Source organism: Frigidibacter sp. ROC022, from assembly GCF_024723735.1.
Taxonomy (GTDB): Bacteria; Pseudomonadota; Alphaproteobacteria; order Rhodobacterales; family Rhodobacteraceae; genus SLM-1.
In genome coordinates, this window is the sequence record NZ_JANQDU010000002.1 from 218,740 (window position 1) to 241,748 (window position 23,009).

General features: G+C 69.4%; 17 protein-coding genes and 1 tRNA gene. 8 read left to right on the plus strand and 10 right to left on the minus strand.

Annotated elements, in window-relative coordinates:
- Positions 1 to 12 precede the first annotated feature (12 nt).
- From NUW50_RS07765 to NUW50_RS07785, 5 genes are all read left to right on the plus strand, one after another.
- Positions 13 to 726: a response regulator transcription factor gene (locus tag NUW50_RS07765; protein WP_258288534.1), complete on the plus strand. Its 714-nt coding sequence runs from the start codon at positions 13 to 15 to the stop codon at positions 724 to 726.
- The gene (locus NUW50_RS07770; protein WP_258288535.1) at positions 726 to 2,123 is read left to right on the plus strand and encodes a sensor histidine kinase; all 1,398 of its coding nucleotides are present in this window, start codon (positions 726 to 728) and stop codon (positions 2,121 to 2,123) included. Before NUW50_RS07765 ends, NUW50_RS07770 begins: the two co-directional genes overlap by 1 nt.
- A 94-nt stretch (positions 2,124 to 2,217) precedes the next feature.
- A complete protein-coding gene (locus NUW50_RS07775) occupies positions 2,218 to 4,230 on the plus strand; it encodes a caspase family protein (protein WP_258288536.1) in 2,013 nt (670 codons plus the stop codon).
- Between the two features lie 24 nt (positions 4,231 to 4,254).
- A complete protein-coding gene (locus tag NUW50_RS07780) occupies positions 4,255 to 5,322 on the plus strand; it encodes a serine protease (protein WP_258288537.1) in 1,068 nt (355 codons plus the stop codon).
- Positions 5,323 to 5,326: 4 nt separating this feature from the next.
- Positions 5,327 to 8,056 carry a hypothetical protein gene (locus NUW50_RS07785; RefSeq protein WP_258288538.1) on the plus strand — a complete coding sequence of 910 codons (2,730 nt, stop codon included), beginning with the start codon at positions 5,327 to 5,329 and terminating at the stop codon, positions 8,054 to 8,056.
- 45 nt (positions 8,057 to 8,101) lie between these two features.
- Here NUW50_RS07785 and NUW50_RS07790 read toward each other — a convergent pair whose 3' ends face one another.
- Together NUW50_RS07790 and NUW50_RS07795 are read right to left on the minus strand one after the other, a co-directional pair.
- Positions 8,102 to 9,781: a CHAT domain-containing protein gene (locus NUW50_RS07790; protein WP_258288539.1), complete on the minus strand. Its 1,680-nt coding sequence runs from the start codon at positions 9,779 to 9,781 to the stop codon at positions 8,102 to 8,104.
- Positions 9,782 to 9,862: 81 nt separating this feature from the next.
- Positions 9,863 to 10,564 carry a hypothetical protein gene (locus NUW50_RS07795; RefSeq protein ID WP_258288540.1) on the minus strand — a complete coding sequence of 234 codons (702 nt, stop codon included), beginning with the start codon at positions 10,562 to 10,564 and terminating at the stop codon, positions 9,863 to 9,865.
- A 240-nt stretch (positions 10,565 to 10,804) separates the two neighbouring features.
- Between NUW50_RS07795 and uxuA the strand changes: the two genes are divergently transcribed.
- Positions 10,805 to 12,022, plus strand: coding sequence for a mannonate dehydratase (uxuA, locus tag NUW50_RS07800; RefSeq protein WP_258288541.1), 1,218 nt, complete (start codon positions 10,805 to 10,807; stop codon positions 12,020 to 12,022).
- A gap of 77 nt (positions 12,023 to 12,099) precedes the next feature.
- Positions 12,100 to 13,263, plus strand: coding sequence for an acetyl-CoA acetyltransferase (locus tag NUW50_RS07805; protein ID WP_258288542.1), 1,164 nt, complete (start codon positions 12,100 to 12,102; stop codon positions 13,261 to 13,263).
- Between the two features lie 17 nt (positions 13,264 to 13,280).
- Here NUW50_RS07805 and NUW50_RS07810 read toward each other — a convergent pair.
- The 3 genes from NUW50_RS07810 to NUW50_RS07820 all read right to left on the minus strand — a co-directional run bounded on the left by NUW50_RS07810 (position 13,281) and on the right by NUW50_RS07820 (position 16,768).
- A tRNA-Met gene (locus NUW50_RS07810) sits at positions 13,281 to 13,357 on the minus strand.
- A gap of 193 nt (positions 13,358 to 13,550) precedes the next feature.
- A complete protein-coding gene (locus NUW50_RS07815) occupies positions 13,551 to 16,076 on the minus strand; it encodes an ABC transporter permease (RefSeq protein ID WP_258288543.1) in 2,526 nt (841 codons plus the stop codon).
- Positions 16,073 to 16,768, minus strand: coding sequence for an ABC transporter ATP-binding protein (locus NUW50_RS07820; protein WP_258288544.1), 696 nt, complete (start codon positions 16,766 to 16,768; stop codon positions 16,073 to 16,075). Before NUW50_RS07820 ends, NUW50_RS07815 begins: the two co-directional genes overlap by 4 nt.
- Between NUW50_RS07820 and NUW50_RS07825 the strand changes: the two genes are divergently transcribed.
- Complete coding sequence (locus NUW50_RS07825; protein WP_443135095.1) at positions 16,767 to 17,456, plus strand: arylesterase; 690 nt, start codon at positions 16,767 to 16,769, stop codon at positions 17,454 to 17,456. The genes NUW50_RS07820 and NUW50_RS07825 overlap by 2 nt on opposite strands.
- Positions 17,457 to 17,464: 8 nt before the next feature.
- On the opposite strand, the gene NUW50_RS07830 is transcribed toward NUW50_RS07825, so the two are convergent.
- From NUW50_RS07830 to ccoG, 5 genes are all read right to left on the minus strand, one after another.
- On the minus strand, positions 17,465 to 18,325 hold the full coding sequence (locus NUW50_RS07830) for a DUF4198 domain-containing protein (RefSeq protein WP_258288546.1): 861 nt from the start codon (positions 18,323 to 18,325) through the stop codon (positions 17,465 to 17,467).
- A gap of 116 nt (positions 18,326 to 18,441) precedes the next feature.
- Positions 18,442 to 18,600, minus strand: coding sequence for a cbb3-type cytochrome oxidase assembly protein CcoS (gene ccoS, locus NUW50_RS07835; RefSeq protein WP_258288547.1), 159 nt, complete (start codon positions 18,598 to 18,600; stop codon positions 18,442 to 18,444).
- Positions 18,600 to 20,792: a heavy metal translocating P-type ATPase gene (locus tag NUW50_RS07840; RefSeq protein ID WP_258288548.1), complete on the minus strand. Its 2,193-nt coding sequence runs from the start codon at positions 20,790 to 20,792 to the stop codon at positions 18,600 to 18,602. Before NUW50_RS07840 ends, ccoS begins: the two co-directional genes overlap by 1 nt.
- 7 nt (positions 20,793 to 20,799) lie before the next feature.
- Entirely contained in the window at positions 20,800 to 21,282 is a 483-nt protein-coding gene (locus tag NUW50_RS07845) for a FixH family protein (protein WP_258288549.1), read from the minus strand.
- Positions 21,279 to 22,694: a cytochrome c oxidase accessory protein CcoG gene (gene ccoG, locus NUW50_RS07850; RefSeq protein ID WP_258288550.1), complete on the minus strand. Its 1,416-nt coding sequence runs from the start codon at positions 22,692 to 22,694 to the stop codon at positions 21,279 to 21,281. Before ccoG ends, NUW50_RS07845 begins: the two co-directional genes overlap by 4 nt.
- Positions 22,695 to 23,009: the final 315 nt, after the last annotated feature.

Sequence of the window (23,009 nt, forward strand, 5' to 3'; positions counted from 1 at the left end):
AAGGGTAGGGTTATGACAGATACACGCATTTTGATTGTCGAAGATGATTCCGAAACCGCCGCCGCAATTTCCCGGACCGTGGCCGAGCTGGATGCCGAGCCGATCGTGATGCGCAGTTTCGATGCCGGGCTGGAAGCGGCGGGCCTGGCCGATTTCGCGGTCATCGTGCTCGACCGCACCCTGCCCGGCGGCGACGGGATCGACACCATTCCCCGGATCCGGGCCAAGGGCTCGAACGCGCTGATCCTGGTGGTCTCGGCCCTGGGTCGGGCGGCGAACAAGATCGAGGGTCTCGACCGCGGCGCCGACGACTATCTGGCCAAGCCTTTCGAACCGGACGAGCTGAAGGCACGGTTGCGGGCGCTGCTGCGGCGGCGAACCATGGAGGTGCTCGACAACGACCTGATCACCTTCGGCGACGTGCAGATCCGGATGAAGGCGCGGACCGTGCATATCGGCACCAACCATGTCGCGGTGAGCCCGAAGGAATTCGAGCTGATCACCTATTTTGCCCAGAACGCCGGGCAGACGGTGACGCGGATGCAGCTGCTGGAAAATGTCTGGAACCTGCATTTCGACCCGCAGACCAATGTCGTCGATGTCCATGTCGGGCGGTTGCGGCGGAAACTCGAAGCCGCCGCCGGGCGCCCGATCATCCAGACCGCGCGCGGCGAAGGCTATGTCTTCGCGCCGACCGCCCCGGCCCCGACGGGCGTCGAGAGCTGATGCTGCCACGCCCCGGCCCCGCCTCGCTGCGGCTGACGCTGGCGGTGGCGGCGGGGATCATCGTGATTTCGCTGGCGGCCATGGTGGCGCAGTATCGGCTGACCGAACGCAGCCTGACGGCCCGGCAGATCGAGCTTCTGCAAAGCGACATGGACGCCTTCGCGGCGCTCTACGAACAGCGCCGTATCCCGGCCCTGCGCCAGGCGATGGAATTCCGCGCCGGCACCGATCCGTTCGAGGCGATCTTCCTGTTGCAGGACAAGGCCGGCGAGAAACTGGCCGGGAATATCGAGACCTGGCCCGAGGGCCTGCCGGCGCTGGCCAGCGACGACTTCTCGATCACCGGCCTGCGCCAGTTCAACGTCATCCTTGGCGAGACCCTGACCTCCTATCAGGGCGTGACCCGGATGCTGCCGGGCGGCTTCCCGCTGCTGGTGGCGCGCGGCACCGGCGAGGTCGATCGCACCCTGGCCGATCTGCGGCAGATGATCTGGGTGGTTGCCGCCTTCATGGTTCTGGCCGCGCTGGCTGCCGGCTGGGTGGTGGCGCGGCTGGTACTGCGCCGGATCGAGCGGCTGAACGGTCTGGCCGACAGGGTCGCGGCAGGAGATCTGGCGGCCCGCCTGCCCGGCCCCCGCAGCCATGACGAGTTCGGCGCTCTGGAAGGCCATGTCCACCAGATGCTGGACCGGATCGAGACCCTGAACCGCGCCACCCACCGGCTGTCCGATTCCATCGCGCATGAGCTGCGCACCCCGCTGAACCGGATGATGCAGAAGCTGCAGAACCTGAAGGGGCAGGATGCCGAGATTGCCGCCATACAGTCCGAGATGCGCGGCACGATCCGGATTTTCGACAGCCTGCTGGACATCTCCTCGGCCGAGGCGCAGTCCGGTTCGGCCGCCGGGGTCGTGCCGGTCGATCTCTCGCAATGCGCCGCCGAGGTGTTCGAGCTCTACGAGCCTCTGGGCGAGGACAAGGGACTGAATATGTCTATACATATCGACCCCGGTCTCTGGGTTCTCGGCGACCGCAATCTGATCGCCCAGCTGCTGTCCAACCTGCTCGACAATGCGATCAAGTTCACGCCCGAGGGCGAATCCGTCACCCTCTCGCTGACCGAGGGCCCCGACCGCCACCTGCTGAGCGTCACCGATACCGGCCCCGGCCTGCCGGCGGAAATCCGCGACGAGGCATTCGAGCGTTTTGTCCGGGCCGAGCGGGATCGCACGACCAAGGGGCACGGGCTGGGGCTGGCGCTGGTGCAGGCGATCGCCACAAGGCACGGCGCCCGGCTGCGGCTGCTGCCGGTCGAGAAGGGTTTCGCGGTGGAGACCGCCTGGCCCAAGCTGGCGCCGCCCGCCGCCGCTGCCCCGGGGCCGGAGTCCCCGGCCTGAGCCCTTGTTCCCCGCCGGGGGGCCCTGGATGACAAGTTCTGTTAGGTAAACGACTTTCCTTGATTGGTTTGATCCAGCGGGTAGGTTGACGGACATGAGATTCCGCAACCGCCTCCTGTCTACCGTCTTGCCGCTGGCCCTTGGCGCCGCAAGCCCGGCCCTGGCCGAGGTGCGGGCCCTGCTGGTCGGGGTTTCGGATTATCACAGCCTGGATGCCGATCTGAAAGGGCCGCAGAACGATGTCGGCCTGCTGGCCGATGCGCTGCTGGCGCGCGGCGCCGATCCGGCGCTGATCCGGGTGCTGACGACTCCGGGTGCCAGGCTGGCGCAGGGTCTGGCCCCCGCCGCCGACCCGACCCGCGCCGCGATCCTTGCCGCGCTGGACGATCTGGCCGCCAAGGCCGGGCCTGGCGACACGGTGATCTTCTACTACTCCGGCCATGGCTCGCAGGCGCCCGACCAGAACGGCGACGAGGCCGGCGGCTATGACGAGATTTTGCTGCCCTCGGACAGCACCGGCTGGCGCGGTGCGATCGGCGCGGTCGAGAACGCCATCGTCGATGACGAGTTGCAGGTGAAGATGCAGGCGATCCTCGATACCGGCGCCGAGTTGGTGGCGATCCTCGACGCCTGCCATTCCGCCACCGGCTTCCGGGCGGTCGGCGGCCTGGGCGAGGCCCGCTATGTCTCGCCGCAGTCGCTGGGCATCCCCGAGGACGGCGCCGGCAGCGATGGCGGCCATATCGCGCCGCCGCTGGTCGGGGATTTCGTCTTTCTCTACTCGTCGCAATCCGACGAGCGCAGCTTTGAATACCCCATCGGTGACAAGGACGATCCGGCCAACTGGTATGGCGATTTCACCCGCAACCTGACCGCGGTTCTGACCTCGGTGCCCGATCTGACCTGGGCGCAGGCGCTGGCGGCGGCGGCGGACGGGCTGAAGCAGGAACTGGCCAGCCAGACCCCGGATGGTGAAGGGGCGCTCGACCGGCCGGTCTTTGGCGCGGCCGGCGCGACCGAGGGCCGGATGCGGATCGAGGGCGGGCGCCTGATGGCCGGAATGCTGTCCGGCCTGGCCGAGGGCGCCACGGTCGAAATCTTCGACGCGGCGGCGGGCGGCGCCTCGCTGGGCATCGCGACCCTGAAGGACGTGCAGGCCGCCGAGGCGGCGCTCGACTTCGACGGCGCCCTTCCCGCCACCGCCTATGCCGAGCTGCGGGCCCCGGGCCGACCGGCGCCGCTGCGGCTGGCGCCTCCGGTGGCGGCCGATGACGGCGATTATTCCGAGGCCCTGGCGATGGTGGCGCATATCAAGGACGCCGACCTTGTCGACGGGCTGGTCTGGACCGAGGACGATTATGACATGCGGCTGGTGCTGGTCGATGGCGAGATCGCCATCGTCGGCCGCGATGGCGTGCTGGACCCGGAAGGGCCGGGCAGTTCGCCCCGGATCAAGGTGACGGACGGTCAGGACGTGATCCTGGGCTTTCTCGACCGCGCGGTGCGGCTGGAGCGGTTGCAGGCGGCGCTCTCGGCCGCCGAGGGCAGGAAGCGCGGCCTGAGCCTTCCGGGCACCGGGCTGAAGGTCGAGGCCGAGCGGCTGGAAGCGGCCAAGGACGGCGCCGAATGCGGCGAACCGGACGGCCTGTCGATGAAGCTGAAGGACCGCGGCGCGGTCAGCGATTGCGACCAGGTCTGGCTGGCGCTGAAGAACAATTCGCGCACCGCGCAGGACGTGACGGTGCTCTATGTCGATCGGGACATGCATGTGGTGCCGATCTGGCCGCAGGACGGGCTGTCGAACCGGGTCGCCTTTGGCGAGACGGTGGATGTCGGCCTGCAGATCGAGGCGGCCGGGCTGCCGGGCGGGGTCGAGCAGATCATCGTCATCGCGGTTCCGGCCCGCGACGGGGCGCCGCGCACGGTGCTCACCGGGCTGGCAGATGCCGGGCAGATGCGCGAGGTTGGTGCAGCGCCCGGATCGGCCACCGAAGACTGGCTTCTGGCTGCAGCGGACCCGGAAGGGCAAAGCCGTGCCGTGGGTCCGGGCGCCAAGCCCGACCCGGTGAAGGTAACACGGATCAGAGTGGTTCTGACCGCCGACTAACGTGGGTTTTGAAGGAGAACGGGAATGAATTTCAAACTGAAGCATCTGCCGCTGGTTGCGGCGATCTGTGCCGGGCTGGCAGGTGTCGCCCTGGCGCAGGACGGCAGTTCGACCGATATCAAGGCAGAATCGAAATCGCCCTTCGACTATGCCGCGAGCGGCGAGAAGGACGGCTACCTGAAGATGGAGGAAGAGGCGGCCAAGTCCGGCGGCGGCAAGGTGATCGGTGGCCAGCTGGCCGAGGAAGGCGCCTGGCCCTGGCAGGTCGGCCTGATGGTCGCCGGGGCGCCGGTCGGGCCGGACGCGCAGTTCTGCGGTGGCTCGCTGGTGCTCGACACCTGGGTGCTGACCGCCGCGCATTGCGTCCACATGGCCGACCCGCAGGGCGTCTATCGCGACATTCCGGCAGACCGGATCATGGTCCTTGCCGGCACCAACCATCTGGCGCCCGGCCAGGGTGACCTGATCCCGGTGGCCGCCATCTTCCGGCATCCCGACTATGTCGGCACCGAGTTCGACAACGACATCGCGCTGATCAAGCTCGCCCGCGCCCCGAAGGTCGCCTATCAGACCATCACCGTGCCCGAGCCGGACTTCGGCGAGGTTCTGGACCAGCCCGGCGTTCCGACGATCGTCACCGGCTGGGGTCTGGTGAACGGCGGCGGCCATCCGGCCGACATGTATCAGACCGAAATCCAGGTCATGGCCCGCGATCTCTGCAACGGCGCGATCATGGAAGCCCGCGCCAACGAGGCGGCTGCCGCCTTCACCCATGCCGCCGAGACCTTCAACCTGTCGGAAGAGGACACCGACGCCGCCTGGGGTGCGCTGGTCGAAAGGGCGCCGCTGCCGCTGACCGAGAACATGATCTGCTCGGGCAGTTTCGAGGGCGGCAAGACCTCGTGCCAGGGTGACTCGGGCGGGCCTCTGGTGGTGCCGCTGGAAGACGGAACCTACATCCAGGCCGGCGTCGTGAGCTGGGGGCTGTCGGCCTCGGCCACCTCGACCTGCGCCGAGGACGCGCCGTTCTCGGCCTATACCAAGATCTCGAAATTCGTGCCCTGGCTCGAGGCCACGATCAACGGGAACTGACCGGGTGGCTGCGGCCACCGAACCAACCACGGCGGGGCCGGGCATCATGCCCGGCCCCTCTGGCACGACAGGGCTGCTGGCAGTCCTGCTTGCCCTGGGTCTGACGATCGGCCCGGCGTCGCCGGTCCGGGCACAGGATCAGGGCATGAACGCGCCGGCCCCGGCGGCCGCGCCCCCGTCCGAGGCCGGGCGGCCATCTCCGGAACAGGTTCTGGCCCTGGTGGCCGAGGGCGAGGCGCTGCTGGCCGCGGGCGACCTTCCCGGCGCCGAGGCGAAGCTGCGCGAGGCCAATGACGCGACCTTCCTCTTCACCTATTCCGACCCGCTGGTGAAATTCTATCCCAACCTCGCCTTTGCCCGGTTCTACCGGCGGACCGGGGACTGGCGGCAGATGGTCCGCTATGCCGCCTCGGTCGCCTCGGCGCTCGAAACGGCGGGGCTGGGCACGCATCCCTACCGGATCGAGGCGCTGCTCTATCAGGGTGCGGCCCTCTACGAGATCGAGCGGCGGGTCGAGGCCGAGCCGCTTCTGCGCTCTGCGTTCGGCGAGACGCGGGACCGCCCCGAAATGGCCGGGCTGCACGAACTGGCGACCTATTACCTGGCGCGGGTCCTGTCGGACCTGAAGGCGCCGGATGCCGCCGAAATCCGCAACCACCTCTTCGATCTGGAAGGCAGCACGGTGACCATCGCGCAGGTCGCCGCGGTGGTCTACGAAGGGGTCCTGGCCCTGCGCCGCGCCGGTGCGGACCCGGACCGGCTGGCGCGGCAGATGGCCGGGCTGGTCGAGGCGCTCGAGGACAGCCCCGGCTTCGACCCGCTGGAACTGGCCCGCTACCGCAGCTACCTCGGCCTGCTGCTGTCCAACGCCTATCGCGACGAAGAGGCGCTGGAGTTGTTCCGGCAGGTGCACAGGACGCTGACCGAGGCCGGGGCCTATGACTCGGCCTATTACTGGAACGTCCAGCGACTAGCGATGGAGACCCGTATCCTCGGCGATCCCGAGGCGGCGCGGCGGCTTCTGCAATCCGAACTGGCGGCGCTGAAAGAGCGCGGCGCCGGGCCCTTCTTCGCGGCGGTCTATCTGGGCAATCTCGGAGAATTCTCCGAGGTGCTGGGCGAACCGGCCGTTGCGCAGCGCTATTACCGCGAAGCCTATGCCGAGCTGCGCAAGATGTATCCGGCCAGTCACAAGCAGGTCCGCGAGATGCGCGACCGGATCGACCGGAGCGCCGAGGACATTCTGGCCTTTTCCTTTGCCGGGGAACTGGGCGTGGTGCAGGGGCTGGACTACAGCGCCCGGGCCGATGCCTCGGACACGCTGCGGATGTTCCTGCAAGGCGATTTCGTGGCACTGGAACTGGCGCAGGACGAGGCCCGCGCCGCGACCGGCGACAATGCGCTGTCCGAGCTGAACCGGGCGATGCTGCTGGGGCTTAGCGGCACATATGACGGCGCAATGGAGGCCCTGGCACAGGCCCGCCGCCTGGCGGTGATCGACCCCGGCACGCTGTCGCCGCAGGCGCCGATCCTCGACCTGACGGAGGCGCTGGCCCTGCTCTGGGGCAGCGGTCACGACCTGGCGCGGGCGCCGGGCGTGCTGGCGCTGGCCGGGGCCAAGGCGGGGCTGATGAGCGATGCGGAACGCTCGCTCTATCTGGCGCTGGAGCTTTGCGCCGCCTATCAGGCGCAGGCACCGCAGGCCGAGGTTCTGGCCGCCCTTGGGCGCTGGCAGGCCGAGGCCGGACCGCAACCGGGGCCGCTGGGCATGATGGCGCGGCTCCTGGTGCTGGAAGCGGCCGGTCCGGTGGCCGAGACCGAGGCGATGCGTGCGTTGCTGGACGGGTTGCAGGCCGAAGCCCGGACCAGCGGAATGCACCTGGCCGGGTCGCTGGCCGAAATGCTCTATCTGACCTCGGTCGGCTACGAGATCGCCAACGAGACCACGGTGCCGCGGCTGACCCTGCTGGAACATGATCTGAGCCTCGGCCTGCCGGAACATCACCTGATGCTGGTCGCGGCGCGGATCGGGCTTTCGAATGCGCTGGACTGGCGCGACCGGACGCTGGACTCGCTCGACTGGCTGCGCCGGGCCAGCGAAGACCTGCGGCTCAATCCGTTTCACGCGCCCGACCATCTGGCATTTCTGCTGGCGCAACAGGCCAATATCTTTGCCAGCCAGGGCGATGTCGCGATCGGCGCGACATTGGCCCAGCAGGCCTATCAGGGGCTCGACCCGGCCCGCGACCGGCCCGGCTTTGCGGTGGCGGTGATCCGCGCCTATGCCGGGCTGCGGTGGGAACAGAGCGGCGACCCCGCCCTGGCGGAAGAGGTCTATCGCCGCCATGTCGAGGATGCCGCCTTTCTGGCCCGGCTCGGCCCCCAGGACCGCGCCCGACTGTTGCAGGACTATGCCGAGACGATCTGGGACATCGACTATCCCGCCGCCGAGGCGCTGTTCGTCCGGGCCGCGGCGGCGCTGGCCGAGGCCGAGACGCTGGACAGCCGCAGCCAGCAGAGTTCGATCCTGTTCAGCCGGGCGATTGCCGCCTATTTCAACGGCCATGCGGCGGCCGCCTGGCGGGCGATGACCGAGGCCAACGACCTGCGCCGGACCTGGGCCCGGGACCAGATCGCCGCCGGAGCGGTGGCGGCGATCGGCGGCAGCGACCGCAACCGCGCCGCATGGGAAGCCGCGATCGGCTGGGACTATGCGCAAAGCCTGGCGGAATAGGGCGCGGCGCGGGGGGCAGTGAAGGCCCCGGGGGCGCGCCTGACCTCAGAACCCGGCGCCGCCCTCGCCCACCACCACGAAGGGCGCCCAGATCCGGGGCTGGGCAAACCGGTCCTCGGACCGATCGTCCAGCAGGGCCAACATCGCCTGCCGCAGGGCCTCGGCCCGGGGCGCCGGATGCTCGGCGTCATACATCCGGCCCAGCATCCCGGTGGTCAGGACCCGGGCGGCATAGTCGTCCACCGGCCAGTGCGAAACCAGGATCGCCCGCGCCCCGGCAAAAATGAAGGCCCGCGCCAGCCCGGACAGGCCCTCGGCCCCCGGGGTGCCGTCGGAGCCGGCGGTGTTGCAGGCCGAGAGGATCACCAGATTGGCGGAGAGCTTGAGCTGCGCCGCCTCGGAAGCGGTCAGCAGGGCGTCGTCCAGTTCCGACGGCGCGGCGGGCGGGGTGAAGACCAGCGCCGGCTCGCTCAGCCCCGGCAGACCGTCCGCGAGCAGGCCATGGGTGGCGAAGGCGATCACGTCGGCCTGCGACAGGTCGGCGGCCTTCACCGCGGCCTCGGTCGCTGCGGCGCCGAGATGCACCGAGCCGCCCGGCGCCGCCATCGCCTGCGCCAGGGCCCGCAATTCGGCGGCCGTGTTGGGCAGCGGCGTCAGGTCGGCGACCCGGGCCACGTCCTCGTAGGCGCCACGGGTAAAGACCGCGCCTTCGGAGTCCCCGGCGGCCGCCACCTGATCCAGCCTGTAGCCCAGCAGCGGATCGCCGAAGCCGACAAAGGGGCTGGCCCCGGGATCGCGCGGCAGCGGCGCCTTGGCCCGGCGCAGAACCCCCAGGGCCGAGACCGAGGGCAAGGTGGTCAGCGCATGGCTGCGGACCAGCCAGGGCGTCGCCCGCAGCGCCGCCGGATCGCTGTCGTCGCCTTCGGGCGGGGCAGTGACCAGCACCGCCGGCGGCAGCGAGGTCAGCGGCCCGTCGAGCACCAGCATCAGGTGATCGGCCCCGGCAAAGACCGGCGCCACCGGGGCGAAGAGCTGTGACCAGAGTTGCCAGGAAGCTGCCCGGTTGAACGGCGTGGCGCGCCGCCGCAATGTCTTGCCGCCCAATGCGATGCCGCCGCGGTTGTCCACCTCGGTGGTCAGCGCGCCGCGCAGCACCTTGACCCGGCCCTCGATCTGCGCCGCGTCGATCTCGACCCGGTTCCAGGCCGCCTCGGTCTTCGACACCGCCCAGATGTAGAAGAACGTGTCGTCGGTGAGGGTCAGGATCAGCGCCTCGCCCGGGGCCAGGGCGGCCTGCACCTCGGGAAGGCTCATCGGGCTGGGATTGGTCAACTCGCGGAACTCGGGAAAATCCCGTGCCAGCCTGGCATCGAACCTTTCCAGATCGCCGCGCCGGGCCTCGATCACCCCGCGCAGGCGCTCGACTTCGGATTCGGCCCGGCTGCCGGTGCCGATCGACAGCACTCCCAGCAGGTTCACCGCCTCCTGCAGGGCATCGGCGGCATCCTGACGCTGGCGCAGCAGCGCCGCCAGTTCGTCGGTTCCGGCGGCGATCCGCACCGCCGCCTGGGCCAACGCCTGGCCGGCTGCCGATGCGGCGGCGGTCTGTGCCGACAGAAAGACCCGGTCGCGCACCTCGGCCCTCGTCTCGGCCCCGACCCGGCCCGAGAGGGCGAGCAGGGCGAGCAGGGCGACAAGGGCAAGGCAGGCGACCGGGTTCCGCATTCTCTTCGGGACCTTTCAAACGATCGCCCGCCGCGCCGGGGAGAGACGGCGCGGCGGGACTGACCGGACCTGAAGCTCAGATCAGTTGGTCAGCAGGTAGTAGCTGTTGCGCACCCGACCCATGTTCTTGACGGTGATGATGAAATAGCCGTCCCAACGGGGCGTCCAGGCGCAGTAGAGCTGATCGGAATACGAGGTGTCGTAGCAGATCGTGTTGCCGTTCTCGTCGGTGACCAGCAGGTCGAGATCGGCATCGCCATCACCGACGATCGCGAGTTCGGCCAGCGAATTTCCATAGAACGGCACCCGGTAGGTGTCGTTGTAGCCCGCCGGAAGCCGCGACAGGGTGCGCGAGGCGCCACCGATCCGGCCCTTGCTGCTGGCCATCTCGATATCGTCGATCATCCCCAGCATCTCGGCATCGTCGCCGGCCAGTTCCTTGGCCTTGGCCAGCATGTCCTCGAGGCTGACCGGCGCATCGGCGCCCTCGCCTTCCTCGGCGGTATCGGCGCCTTCGATGGCGGCCTGGACGACCTCCCGGTCGACATCCTTGACGTCGATCGACTTCAGCATTTCGGCAGCGGCCGCAACGGCCACCGCCGAGTCATGCGCCACGCCCCACTGGTAGAGCTTCTGCGCCACCGAGAAATCGGCAACGACGCCTTCGGCGGCGGGGGCTTCCTTGGTGACGTTCTCGCCGGTCTTGTCCTGGGCGAGCGCGATGCCGCCGGCGGCGACCAGCGCGGTCGTTGCGAGAACGGCGGAAATACGTTTCAGGCTCATGGTGTCCTTCCCTCCAAAATACCTATATTCGGGTCGGTCAGGATCCGACCGCTCCATGAATCGAACATCGCAGAACATCTGCCTTTAGGGAAGCTAGAGGCTGGTGACAAATGTCGTTAGAAACCCTGGGGTGCCGGCAATCGCCGGGGCGCGGCCGGGGCACGGCGCCGGCGGCGGGGCGATTGAACCGGGCCCGGATTGGTTCTAAGCCGGGCCCGATTGCAACGGTGAGGAATGGCAATGCGACGGACATGGCGGTGGTTTGGGCCCAAGGACCGGGTCTCGGTCGAGGACATGCTGCAATCGGGAGTCGAGGGCGTCGTCTCGGCCCTGCACCATCTGCCGCCCGGACAGGTCTGGACCGCCGAGGAGATCGCCCTGCGCCAACGGCAGATCAGCCACCGCGCCGACGGCAGCCCCTCGGGCATCGCCTGGGAAGTGGTCGAGAGCCTGCCGGTCTCGGAGGCGATCAAGAAGCAGAAGGGTGACTGGCGGGCGCATCTGGACGCCTATCGCGAGTCGCTGCGCAATCTCGCGGCGGCGGGGATCGAGGTCATCTGCTACAATTTCATGCCGGTGCTGGACTGGACCCGCACCGATCTGGCCTGGCGGGTCGGCAGCGGCGCCACCTGCATGCGCTTCGATCTGGCCGACTTCGCGGCCTTCGACATCCATATCCTGGGCCGCGCCGGGGCGGCCGAGGACTTTCCGCCGGCGGTGGTGGAAGAGGCCGCCCGCCGCTTTGCCGCGATGAATGACGACCGCAAGGCCGAACTGGCCCGCAATCTGGTCTTCGGCCTGCCCGGCGCCGCCGAGACCATGACCTTGGACGAGGTGCGCCGGCATCTGGCCGAATATGACGGTCTGGCACCGGACAGGCTGCGCGGACATCTGATCGACTTCCTCTCGGAGGTCGCGCCGCTGGCGCAGGAGCTGGGCCTGCGGCTTTGCTGTCATCCCGATGATCCGCCCTTCCCGTTGCTGGGTCTGCCCCGGATAATGTCCACCGAGGCCGATTACGCCCGGGTGCTGGAGGCGGTCGATCTGCCCTCGAACGGTGTGACCCTGTGCTCGGGCTCGCTGGGCGCGCGGGCCGACAACGATTTGCCGGGGATGATGCGGCGGCTGGGCGACCGGGTGCATTTCCTGCACCTGCGCAATGTCCGGCGCGAGGATGTGCCGGGCCAGCTGATGACCTCCTTCTACGAGGACGAACACCTGGAAGGCGGGACCGACATGGTCGCGCTGGTGGCGGCGGCCCTGGACGAGGAAGCGCGGCGCCGGGCGGCGGGACGGGCCGATGCCTCGATCCCGTTCCGGCCCGACCACGGCCAGGACATCCTCGACGACCATGGCCGCAAGGCGCAGCCCGGCTATCCGCTGATCGGGCGGATGAAGGGGCTGGCCGAGCTGCGCGGGATCATCGCGGCGCTGGAACACGCACCGCTGCGCGGCTGATCCGCGCAGGCAAGGAAAGATCTGGCACCCGGGACCGCTCCGGCCTAGGCTAGACCAATCAGTCTAGGGAGAATCCGATGAGCGAAGCGCATATCGTTGGCTGGGGGCACACCAGATTCGGTCGGGCCGAGGGCGATCTGGAAGCCTTGGTTCTTGCCGCCGCCCGCGAGGCGGTGGACCATGCCGGGGTCGATCCGGCCGAGATCGACGGCATCTGGCTGGGGCATTTCAACGCGGGCCTGGTGCCCGACGCCTTTGCCTCGTCGCTGGCGCTGGCGCTGGACCCGGCGCTGCGCTTCACCCCCGCCACGCGATGCGAGAACGCCTGCGCCTCGGGCTCGGCGGCCATCTGGCAGGCGGTGAACGCGATTCGCGCCGGACAGGCCCGGGTGGCGCTGGTGATCGGGGCCGAGAAGATGACCGCCAAGGATACCGCCGGCGTGACCGAGGCGCTGGCCGGCGCCTCCTATCAGGCCGAGGAAGCCGGCGTCTCCTTCCCGCAGGTCTTTGCCCGCTTTGCCCAAAGCTACAATCAGGCGCATGGCGATGTGTCCGAGCCGCTGGCCCGGATCGCCGCAAAGAACCACGCCAATGCGATGCAGAACCCGCTGGCGCATCTGCAGAAGGACCTCGGCTTCGAGTTCTGCAACACCGTCTCGGAAAAGAACCCGATCATCGCGGCGCCGCTCCGGATGTCGGATTGCTCGCTGATCTCGGACGGGGCGGCGGCGATGATCCTGGTCGATGACAGCCTGTCGGGGAATTTCCCGCAGGCAGTACGGTTTCGCGGCGCGGCGCAGGTCAACGACTTCCTGCCGATGTCGCGCCGCGACCTTCTGGCCTTCGAGGGCCCGGCCGAAGCCTTCCGGCGCGCCTATGCCCAGGCCGGGATCGGCGTCGATGATCTGGATTTCGCCGAGGTGCATGACTGTTTCACCATCGCCGAACTGCTGAGCTACGAGGCGATGGGCCTGACGCCGCGGGGCCAGGGCCGCCGCGCCATCGAGGACGGCACGGTGCTGGCCGGTGGCAAGCTGCCGGTGAACCTGTCGGGCGGGCTGAAGGCCAAGGGCCATCCGGTCGGCGCCACCGGCGTCTCGATGCATGTCATGGCGGCGCGGCAGCTGACCGGAACCGCCGGCGGGATGCAGGCCGAGGGTGCCGAACTGGGCGCCATCTTCAACATGGGTGGCGCGGCGGTAGCGAACTACTGCTCGATTCTCGAACCGGTGCGGGCCTGATGTCCAGGTGGGGGTGATGGTAGCGTGGGGCGGACTTGAACCGCCGACCCCGGCATTATGAGTGCCGTGCTCTAACCAGCTGAGCTACCACGCCATCGCCCGGCGTCCTAAGCCGGGGTCCGCAACGCGTCAAGGGGAAAACCGGGGTCGGGGCTCCGCTTGTTGATGCCGTTGCGTGCCAAGGGCGGCACCCGGCCCGGCATCGGGCCCGGACGGTCGATTCCGTTCCGCCCGCCCGAAGGCCGGGCCGCCGGTCCCGGCGCCCCCCGGGGTGCAATCCTCCGGTCTCAATCCTGCGCCCGCAGCACCCGTGCCGGCGGCGTCGCCAGCGGCCGCAGCGCAAAGGCCAGACCGCTCAGCAGCGTCACCAGCACGCCGCCACTGACGATCGCCAGGGCCGACCAGGGCTCGAACCGGTAATCGGTCTCCATCAGGAAATGGCAGACCGCCCAGCCCGACAGCCCGCCGGCGGCAATCGCCACCAGCCCGGCGGCGGCACCAAGGATCACCGAGCGCAAAGCGAAATTCGTCAGGATCGCCCGGCGCGAGGCGCCCAGCGTCTTCAGCACCGCCGCCTCGAAGACCCGCGCCCGCTCTCCCGCCGCCGCCGCGCCGATCAGCACGATCGCCCCGGTTGCCAGGGTCGCCAGGGCGCCGACCGTCACCGCCGCCGCGATCGCCCCCAGGATGTCCGTCACCCGCGCAATGGCATCGCGGACACCGATCAGCGTGATGTTCGGATAGGCATCCGAGAGGTCCCGCAACAGCCGCCCGTCCGCCTCGGGATCGGCATAGATCGTGGCGATGTGGCTGTGCGGCGCGCCTTGCAGGGCAGCCGGGTTCATCGACAGGACGAAACCGATCCCGGCATTGGAGAAATCCACCTCGCGGAACGAGGCGATGGTGGCGTCGATATCCCGGCCCAGGATGTTCACCGTCAGGCTGTCGCCCAGCTTCAGGCCAATCTCGGCGGCCTCCTCGGCGGCGAAGCTGACCAGCGGCGGGCCGGAATAGTCCTCGGGCCACCACTCTCCGGCCGTCAGCGTGGTGTTCGCGGGCTTCTCGGCGGAATAGGTCACGCCCCGGTCGCCGCGAACCACCCAGTGATCGGTGACATCCCGCGCCGGGCGGCCATTGATCCGGGTGATCACCCCGCGCAGCATCGGCGCTGTCTCGACCTTTTCGACCTGTGGATCGGCGGCCAGCCGGGCCTTGAAACTGTCGAGCTGGTCGCCCTGAAGATCGACGACAAAGAACGACGGCGCCACCTGCGGCAGGTCGCGGGCGATGGCGCCGCGCAGATTGGCGTCGATCTGGCCGACCGCCGCCAGCACCGTCAGACCCAGCCCCAGCGACAGGACGACCGAGACCGCCTCTCCCCCCGGCCCGCCGACCGCGCCGAGTGCCAGCCGCAGCGTCGTCCAGCCCCTGAGCGCCCGCGACCGCTTGGCCAGCCGGGCCAGCGCCCGCACCAGCAGCGCCGCCGCCAGCAGCGCCCCGAAGGCAGCCAGCAGCGCCCCCGCGGCCCAGAGCGTCAGCGCCGCGGCCCCGGTCAGCCCCGCCGCCGCGCCGATCAGCGCCCCCAGCAGCGCCAGGGTCGCCAGCACATATGCCGGGCGCGGCATCTGGCCCCGGCCGAGCGCCGCATCGCGGTAAAGCGTCGCCGCCCGGATCCGCTCAGTCGCCGCCAGCGGCCAGAGGGTGAACAGGGCCGCCGCCAATGCGCCATAGAGCGCCGCCTCGGCCAGCGCCGCCGGCTGGAAGGGCGACCCGGCCGGCACCGCCAGCCGCGCTTCGACCAGCGGCAGGGCCAGCACCGGCAGCACCCCGCCCAGAAGCAGCCCCAGGCCGATGCCCAGCCCGGCCAGAACCGTGATTTGCAAGGCATAGGTCAGGAAGATCACCCGCCGCGTGGCACCCAGCACCTTGAACGTGGCGATGGTGGCCCGCTTGCCGGTCAGATAACTGCGCACCGCCGCCGAAATGCCGACCCCGCCGACCGCCAGCCCGGCCAGTCCGGTGAGGATCAGGAAGGCGCTGAGGCGGTCCACGAAGCGTTGCAGCCCGGGCTCGCCGTTGCGGGCGTCGCGCCAGCGATAGCCGCCGCCCTCGATCTGCGTTTCGGCCGCCTGTTTCACCGTCTCCAACGCGGTTTCCGGCGGCAGCAACAGCCGGTAGTCGGTCTCGAACAGGGTGCCCGGCGCCAGCAGGCCCGAGTTCGCCAGGTCTTCGGTCCGCACCAGCGTTCGGGGCCCCAGGGTGAAGCCGCCGGCGCTGTCCGGCTCATGCGTCAGCGCCGCCATCAGCACGAAATCCTGTGTGCCCAGACGGAACACCGCGCCGGGCTCGAGCCCCATCCGGGCGATCAGCACAGGGTCCATCACCGCGCCGGGCAAGCCGTCCTGCCCGTCCAGCGCCTGCGCCAGAGGCATCGCCGGGCTCAGCTCCACCGCGCCCAGCAGCGGATAGGCGGCATCGACCCCCTTTACCTGGGTCAGCCCGCGCACCGAGCTGTCGCCCTCGCCGGCAACCGCCATCGACCGGAAATCGACGACTTCCGAAACCTGGCCCTGCGACTCCATCCAGGCGCGTTCGGCCTCGGTCGCATAGCGATAGGTCAGCTCGATCTCGGCGCTGCCGCCCAGCAGGGTCGCGCCCTCGCGGCTCAACCCTTCGTCGATCGCGCCGCGCACCGTGCCGACCGCGGCAATCGCGGCGACGCCCAGGGCCAGGCAGGCGATGAAGACCCGAAAGCCGGACAGTCCGCCGCGCAGCTCGCGCCGGGCCAGACGGGCCGCAAGCCGCAGGCTCATTCCGCCGCCCCGGCCAGGGTCTCGTCCGAAATCTTGCCGTCGCGCAGCCGCACCACCCGGCCGCAGCGGGCCGCCAGCGCCGGATCATGCGTCACCAGCACCAGCGTGCCGCCCTGCTTTTCGACCAGGGCAAAGAGAAGCTCCACGATCGCGGCGCCGTTGGCGCTGTCGAGATTGCCGGTCGGCTCGTCGGCCAGCAATATCTCGGGCCGGGGCGCCAGGGCGCGGGCCAGGGCGACGCGCTGCTGCTCGCCACCCGACATCTGCGCGGGGTAATGGCCACGCCGATCCGCCAGCCCGACCTCGGCCAGCGCCGCCTCGGCCCGGGCGAAAGCATCCGCCGCCCCGGCCAGTTCCAGCGGCACCGCGACATTTTCCAGCGCGGTCATTGTCGGAATCAGGTGGAAGGATTGGAACACCACCCCCATATGATCCCTGCGGAACCGGGCCAGAGCATCTTCGCCCAGTGCCGTCAGGTCCTGGCCCAGCACCCGGACCTGCCCGGACGAGGCGCGCTCGAGCCCGCCGAGAAGCATGAGGAGCGATGACTTGCCAGACCCTGATGGCCCGATGAGCCCCAGACTTTCACCGCGCCCGACGCTCAGGTCGATGCCGCGCAGGATGTCCACCGGCCCGGCATTGCCGTCGAGGCTCAGCCTGGCGTCCCTGAGGGCGATGATCTCGTCAGTCATGCGTTGGCGGCCTTCCTTGTTCCTCCATCGATATGGGCCGCGAGGGGCCGTGCACAAGCGTTGGCTGGCCGCATTCGCGGTTTCCGTGACGCTGGCGGCGCCTTTGCAGGCAGAACCGGTGGTCGTCGCGGCCCTCGGCGACTCTCTGACGCAGGGCTACGGCCTGCCGCAGGGTGACGGGCTGGTGCCGCAGCTGCAGGCATGGCTGGACGCGCAGGGGGTCGAAACGCGGCTGATCAATGCCGGCGTCTCGGGCGACACCACCGCCGGCGGGCTGGCGCGGATCGACTGGACCCTGACCCCGGATGTGCAGGCGCTGATCGTCGGTCTGGGCGGAAACGACTTCCTGCGCGGCATCGACCCGGCCCTGACCCGCAGCAACCTCGACGCGATCCTGGACCGTGCCGAGGCGCGCGGCCTGCCGGTGCTGCTGATCGGGCTGCATTCGGCGGGGAATTACGGCCCCGAGTACAAGGCGGCCTTCGATGCGATCTTCCCCGACCTGGCGGCGGCGCATGGCGCCCTGCTCTATCCCGACTTCTTCGAGGCACTGACCAGCGATGACGGCCCCGGCATCGACCCCGAGCTGATGCAGGCCGACGGCATCCATCCGAATGCCAAGGGCGTCGCCCTGGTGGTGCAGTCGCTGGGCCCGAAGGTTCTGGAACTGATCGACAGGGTCGAATAACCCGCTGTCTAGGTCGGATCGGGCGTGCGGAAGGTGAGCGAGGCCCAGAGCGCCTCCCACACCGGGGTGTTGTTCTTGACGCTCCCGGACAGCGGCCGCAGCACCACGGCATCGACCAGGTATTCGGTGCCGGGCCGGGTTCTGACCGTCAGCTTGCCGTCCATGTCGGTCCAGCGCACCCGGCGGGTCACCTGCCCGTCCGCGCCGCGTGACTGCACCGTGACCCGGGCGCTCTTGAGCGGTTTGCCCTGATACAGCACCAGCAGCGGCAGACCCTGCGAGATGTCGTCGGCATAGGGATTGGCCAGAGCCACGATCTCGGCCTCTAGCCCGGCGGCGCGGTCCTCTCCGGCGCCGTTCCCGACCGCGATCAGGGCCTTGGCATAGCGCTGCGCACTCTGGCGGAAGCCGTCTTCGGGCAAGCCCCTGTCACGATGGTCCTCGATCGCCCAGGGAAAGTCCCGTGCCCGCACGAAGGACTCGAAATCGGACCAGTCCGACCAGAGCACCGCCGGGCCGCTGCTTTCATGGATGATCCGCGCCAGGCCTTCTTCCCCGACCTCCAGGCGCACGGCAGGCATGTCGCCCGAGTCCCCCTCCACCGGAATCTTCGTGTCGCCGCAAAGCAGTTCGAACCGATGCAGCCCGCCCGCCGAGAACCCCAGGTTCTCGCCCTCGAAATGCCGGCCCGCACGCAGATAGGCTACCAGCTGATCGCCCGGGTCGATCTGATAGGACTCGGGCGCAATCCAGAACTCGCGGGGCTGGCCGGCCTGCGCGGCCCCCGGACCCGGCCATGCCGTCAGGCCGCCGCAAACGGCGAGGCAGAGCAGGGCTGTCCGGATCGGTCTGAGTAAGATGCGGCGCATTGCCTGTCCAAATCATGCGGTGGGACAGACGCTTGACGGCTACACCCCCGCTGTCAAGCAGATAGGCCGCCCGGAAAGGGCGCCACGGGCCGTATACATGGCGGATCGCGGCCGGCTCAGGGCCGCGGGTGGTCGTCCCAGTCGTCGGTGAGGAACCGTTGCGCGTCGCCTTCCGGGTCGTCGAATTGCCCGCGCCGCAAGGCCCAGATGAAGGCCGCCAGCCCGAGTCCCCCCAGCAGCAGCGACACCGGGATCAGCCAGGCCAGCACCTGCATCAGCGCAGCCTCAGCGCGTTCAGAGACACCATGATGGACGAGGACGACATCGCCAGCGCCGCGGCCAGCGGTGTCGCCAGGCCCGCCAGCGCCAGCGGCACCGCGATCATGTTGTAGGTCGCGGCCAGGCCGAAATTCTCGACGATTCGGCGCGTGGCAGAGCGGGCGGTGCGCAGGGCGTCTGGGATCGGCGCCAGGGATTGGCCGAGCAGGACCACATCCGACACCACCCGCGCCGCCTCGAGCGCGGTGGCCGGAGAGATCGAGGCATGGGCCGAAGCCAGGGCCAGCGTATCGTTCAGCCCGTCGCCCACCATCAGCACCCGGCGGCCCTCGTCGGCCAGTTGCGCCAGCCGGGCCGCCTTGGCTTCCGGCAGCAGCCCGGCCTGCCAGTCGGTGATTCCGAGCTGCTCCGCCACCGCCGCCACCGCGCCGGCGCTGTCGCCCGACAGCAGCTCGACCGTCAGCCCACGGGCCTGAAGCTCGGCGACCATCTCGGCGGCGCCGGGACGCAGGCGGTCGGTGAAGGTGAAGGCCAGCCGCCGGCCCGGCAGTTGCAGCCAGGTCGCGGTGGTCTGCACGCCGGCGCCGTCGCGCGCGGCGTCGCCGCCGGTCCATTCGGCGCGGCCCAGGCGGACCTCCTGCCCCTGCCACAGCGCCTGAACGCCATGGCCCGGCACCTCGACCCGGTCCGAAAGCGCCGCCGCTTGCACCCCCGCCGCCTGCGCCGCCTCGGCCAGGGCCTGCGCCAGCGGATGCGCCGAGCCTTCGGCCAGAGCCAGCGCCACCGACAGGGCCTCCGGATCGTCGGGCAGCGGATCGGGCACCGGACGGCCCAGCGTCAGGGTGCCGGTCTTGTCGAAGACCACGTGATCGACCTCGGCCAGCCGTTCCAGCGCGGTCGCGTTCTTGATCAGAAGTCCATGCCGGTAGAGCCGCCCCGATGCCGCCGTCACCACCGCCGGCACCGCCAGCCCCAGGGCGCAGGGGCAGGTGATGATCAGCACCGCCACGGCAATGTTCAGCGCCAGCCGCGCATCGCCGCTGGACAGAAACCAGAAGACAAAGGCCGCCGCGGCCAGAAGATGCACCGCCGGCGCATAGATCCGCGCCGCCCGGTCTGCCAGCGAGGTGTATCGGTTGCGCGCGGTCTCGGCCAGGGCGACCAGATCGGCCATCCGGTGCAGGGTCGAATCCTTGCCGGCCGCCGTGACCCGCACCGTCAGGGCGCCGGTCAGATTGGTCTCGCCCGCCGTGACCCGGGCGCCCTCCTCCACCCCGACCGGAAGGCTCTCTCCCGTCAGGGCCGAGCGGTCCAGCTCGCTGGCGCCCTCGGTGATGATCCCGTCCACCGGCATCCGCGCGCCGGGCATGACCCGCACCAGATCGCCGGGCCGCAGTTCGGCCTGCGGCACCACGCGCCCGTCGGCCATCGTCACCCGCTGCACGTCCAGCGCCGCCAGGGTCTCGGCGGCGGACCGCGCGGCGGCACGGGTCCGATGGTCCAGCCAGCGGCCCGCCAGCAGGAAGAAGGTCAGCGACAGGGCCGCGTCGAAATAAGCCTGCTCGCCGCCCTGCATGGTCTCGGCCAGCGACATGCCCGAGGCCAGCAGGATCGCCAGCGAGATCGGCACATCCATGTTCAGGCGCCGCACCTTGAGCGCGGTCCAGGCGCTGACGAAGAACGGTTGCCCGGCATAGGCCACCACCGGCAGCGCGATGGCGGCGGAAATCCAGTGGAACATGTCCCGCGTCGCATCCGAGGCACCGGACCAGACCGCCACCGACAGCAGCATCACGTTCATCATTGCGAAGCCGGCAACGCCGAGCCGCATCAGCAGTTCGCGGCTGCGGCGGTCGGTCTCGGTCGGGCGCAGCATGGTGGCATCGAGTTCCTGCGCCTCATATCCGGCCGCCGCCAGCACCGGGATCAGCGACTCGGCCGTCACCGAGGGCGCGGCATCCACCGTCACCCGGCGCAGGGTCAGGTTGACCCGGGCCGAGCGCACCCCCGGTGTCGCCTCCAGGGTCCGTTCGATGGTCGAGATGCAGGCGCCGCAATGCGCCCCCGGCACCGCCAGCATCAGCCGGCCGGCGGCCCCGGCGCTGCCGTTTTCGGCCAGCGCCTCGGCCATCGGAGCCGCATCGCAGGCCGGGCAGGCAGAGATGCCGGGCTGGTAGGTGCTGGCCATCGGGGCCCTAGCCCCGGACCGTCAGATCCAGCCGCTGGCGAAACGCTGTCCCGTCCGCGGCCACGGCCTTGAGCCAGACCTGCCAATAGCCCCCGGCCAGTTCCACCGGGGCGGTCCAGGCCTCGCCGTCAAAGATCAGCTCGGGGGTCTGATCGTCGTTGCGCTCGGTCGAGCGGCCGATCATCACCGACAGGCTCTCGGGCCGCACCGCGTTCCCGTCGCTGTCGATCAGGGTCAGCCGGAATGTCTCGCCATCGGCCTCGACCCCGGCAGTCCAGCCCAGGGCCTCCTGCGCCCGGCGCTCGGCATCGAAGGTCTGGCTGGCGACATAGGCATTATCGACCTCGAGCCCCGGAAAGGTGCTGATCGCCTTGAATGCCATGACGACATTGACCCCGATGATCACCGCAAAGGCCGAGACGGTCAGGATCAGCATCTTGCGACCCGTGAACTCCTTCCCGGTACCGGCCGAACGCTCGCTCGTCGTCATTGCTCCCTCCCGTTGAAGATCGTGTCGTCATAGGCCCGTTCGCCGCTGTCCAGATCCTCGACCCAGAAGCGGAAGCTGGTGCGGTCGCTGGTCGCCGCCTCGGACCCCGCAGGAGCGGTGACATAGACCCGCTGCAAGCGCAACTCGTCCGCGTTGACCTGAACGATCGGATAGTCGGCGCCTTCCAGCGAAACCCGCATCCCTTCCGGCGCGGTGATGCCGATCTGGAACGGGCGCGGTTCGCCGTGCTTGTTGCGCAGGCGGATGTCGTAGGTATTGCGGATCGAGCCATCGGACAGCGTCACATAGGTCGGATTGCGCACCGGCGCGACCGTCATGTCGATCTCGGGCCGGATGAACAGCATGAAGACCAGGCCAAAGCCGACCGCCGACCAGAGCACGGTATAGAGGATCGTCCGCGGCCGCAGCACATGGCGCCAGATCGGCGTCGGCGGCAGGCCGGCACGCTCGCGGGGCTCGTCCTTCAGCGCGATGTAATCGATCAGGCCGCGCGGTTTGCCGATCTTGCTCATCACATCGTCGCAGGCGTCGATGCAGAGCGCACAGGTGATGCATTCCATCTGCTGACCGTCGCGGATGTCGATCCCCATCGGGCAGACATTGACGCAGGCCATGCAGTCTATGCAGTCGCCATGCCCCTCTTCACGCTTCTTGCCGCGCGGCTCTCCGCGCCACTCGCGATAGGCGACGGTCAGCGTGTCCTCGTCCATCATCGCGGCCTGGATACGCGGCCAGGGGCACATGTAGATGCAGACCTGTTCGCGGGCGAACCCGCCGAACAGCACCGTGGTCAGCGTCAGCACCGCGATGGTCGTATAGGCGACCGGATGCGCGGTGCCATGCACCAGGTTCACCGCCAGGGTGGGCGCATCGGTGAAATAGAACACCCAGGCCCCGCCCGTCGCCAGGCCGATCAGCGCCCAGACCACCCATTTCTCGATCCGCAGGCGCCACTTGCGCAGGTCCCATTTGGCCTTCCACAGCCGGACCCGGGCGTTGCGGTCGCCCTCGATCCAACGCTCGGTCAGGATGAAGAGATCGGTCCAGACGGTCTGCGGGCAGGCATAGCCGCACCAGACCCGGCCCAGGGCCGAGGTGAACAGGAACAGCCCCAGCCCGGCCATGATGAGAAGCCCGGCCACGAAATAGAACTCGTGCGGCCAGATCTCGATCCAGAAGAAGAAGAACCGGCGGCTGGCCAGATCGACCAGCACCGCCTGATCGGGCAGGTTGGGACCGCGGTCCCAGCGAATCCAGGGCGTCAGGTAGTAGATGCCCAGGGTCAGAGCCATCAGCCACCACTTCAGAGTGCGGAACTTGCCCGACACGCGGCGGGGGAAAACGGGCTCGCGCGAGGCATAGAGCGGCGGCGGGCTATCGGTGCTGGACATAGGTTTTTCGATCTCTGTTCGCGACGCCTGTTCTTGCGCGCCGATGGTGACGGACGCCTTGACCTGAATCAAGCGGCTCAGGGCGAATGCAGGTGCGGCGATTTGGCTGTCATGGCTGTGCCCGGGCATTGGGCTGGCACCGATCCCGGCGAAAACGCGCGAACAGGATCGCAGGATCGGTGCCAGTTCCGGGCTTTGACCCCCGGAAGTCTTCGGCCGGTCCACGGCTTGCGCCACCGGCCATCGTAGTTCTCCGTCAATCCCTTCCCCTTGCCGTTCGGGCGACTCGGGGCCGGGTGTGACCCGGGGAAGGGT

What these genes read in the sequence shown, in the direction of transcription:
- NUW50_RS07765 (WP_258288534.1), top strand. Translation starts at nt 13, where the DNA reads ATGACAGATACACGCATTTTGATTGTCGAAGATGATTCCGAAACCGCC.
- NUW50_RS07770 (WP_258288535.1), top strand. Translation starts at nt 726, where the DNA reads ATGCTGCCACGCCCCGGCCCCGCCTCGCTGCGGCTGACGCTGGCGGTG.
- NUW50_RS07775 (WP_258288536.1), top strand. Translation starts at nt 2,218, where the DNA reads ATGAGATTCCGCAACCGCCTCCTGTCTACCGTCTTGCCGCTGGCCCTT.
- NUW50_RS07780 (WP_258288537.1), top strand. Translation starts at nt 4,255, where the DNA reads ATGAATTTCAAACTGAAGCATCTGCCGCTGGTTGCGGCGATCTGTGCC.
- NUW50_RS07790 (WP_258288539.1), bottom strand. Translation starts at nt 9,781, where the DNA reads ATGCGGAACCCGGTCGCCTGCCTTGCCCTTGTCGCCCTGCTCGCCCTG.
- NUW50_RS07795 (WP_258288540.1), bottom strand. Translation starts at nt 10,564, where the DNA reads ATGAGCCTGAAACGTATTTCCGCCGTTCTCGCAACGACCGCGCTGGTC.
- uxuA (WP_258288541.1), top strand. Translation starts at nt 10,805, where the DNA reads ATGCGACGGACATGGCGGTGGTTTGGGCCCAAGGACCGGGTCTCGGTC.
- NUW50_RS07805 (WP_258288542.1), top strand. Translation starts at nt 12,100, where the DNA reads ATGAGCGAAGCGCATATCGTTGGCTGGGGGCACACCAGATTCGGTCGG.
- NUW50_RS07815 (WP_258288543.1), bottom strand. Translation starts at nt 16,076, where the DNA reads ATGAGCCTGCGGCTTGCGGCCCGTCTGGCCCGGCGCGAGCTGCGCGGC.
- NUW50_RS07825 (WP_443135095.1), top strand. Translation starts at nt 16,767, where the DNA reads ATGCGTTGGCGGCCTTCCTTGTTCCTCCATCGATATGGGCCGCGAGGG.
- NUW50_RS07820 (WP_258288544.1), bottom strand. Translation starts at nt 16,768, where the DNA reads ATGACTGACGAGATCATCGCCCTCAGGGACGCCAGGCTGAGCCTCGAC.
- NUW50_RS07830 (WP_258288546.1), bottom strand. Translation starts at nt 18,325, where the DNA reads ATGCGCCGCATCTTACTCAGACCGATCCGGACAGCCCTGCTCTGCCTC.
- ccoS (WP_258288547.1), bottom strand. Translation starts at nt 18,600, where the DNA reads ATGCAGGTGCTGGCCTGGCTGATCCCGGTGTCGCTGCTGCTGGGGGGA.
- NUW50_RS07840 (WP_258288548.1), bottom strand. Translation starts at nt 20,792, where the DNA reads ATGGCCAGCACCTACCAGCCCGGCATCTCTGCCTGCCCGGCCTGCGAT.
- NUW50_RS07845 (WP_258288549.1), bottom strand. Translation starts at nt 21,282, where the DNA reads ATGACGACGAGCGAGCGTTCGGCCGGTACCGGGAAGGAGTTCACGGGT.
- ccoG (WP_258288550.1), bottom strand. Translation starts at nt 22,694, where the DNA reads ATGTCCAGCACCGATAGCCCGCCGCCGCTCTATGCCTCGCGCGAGCCC.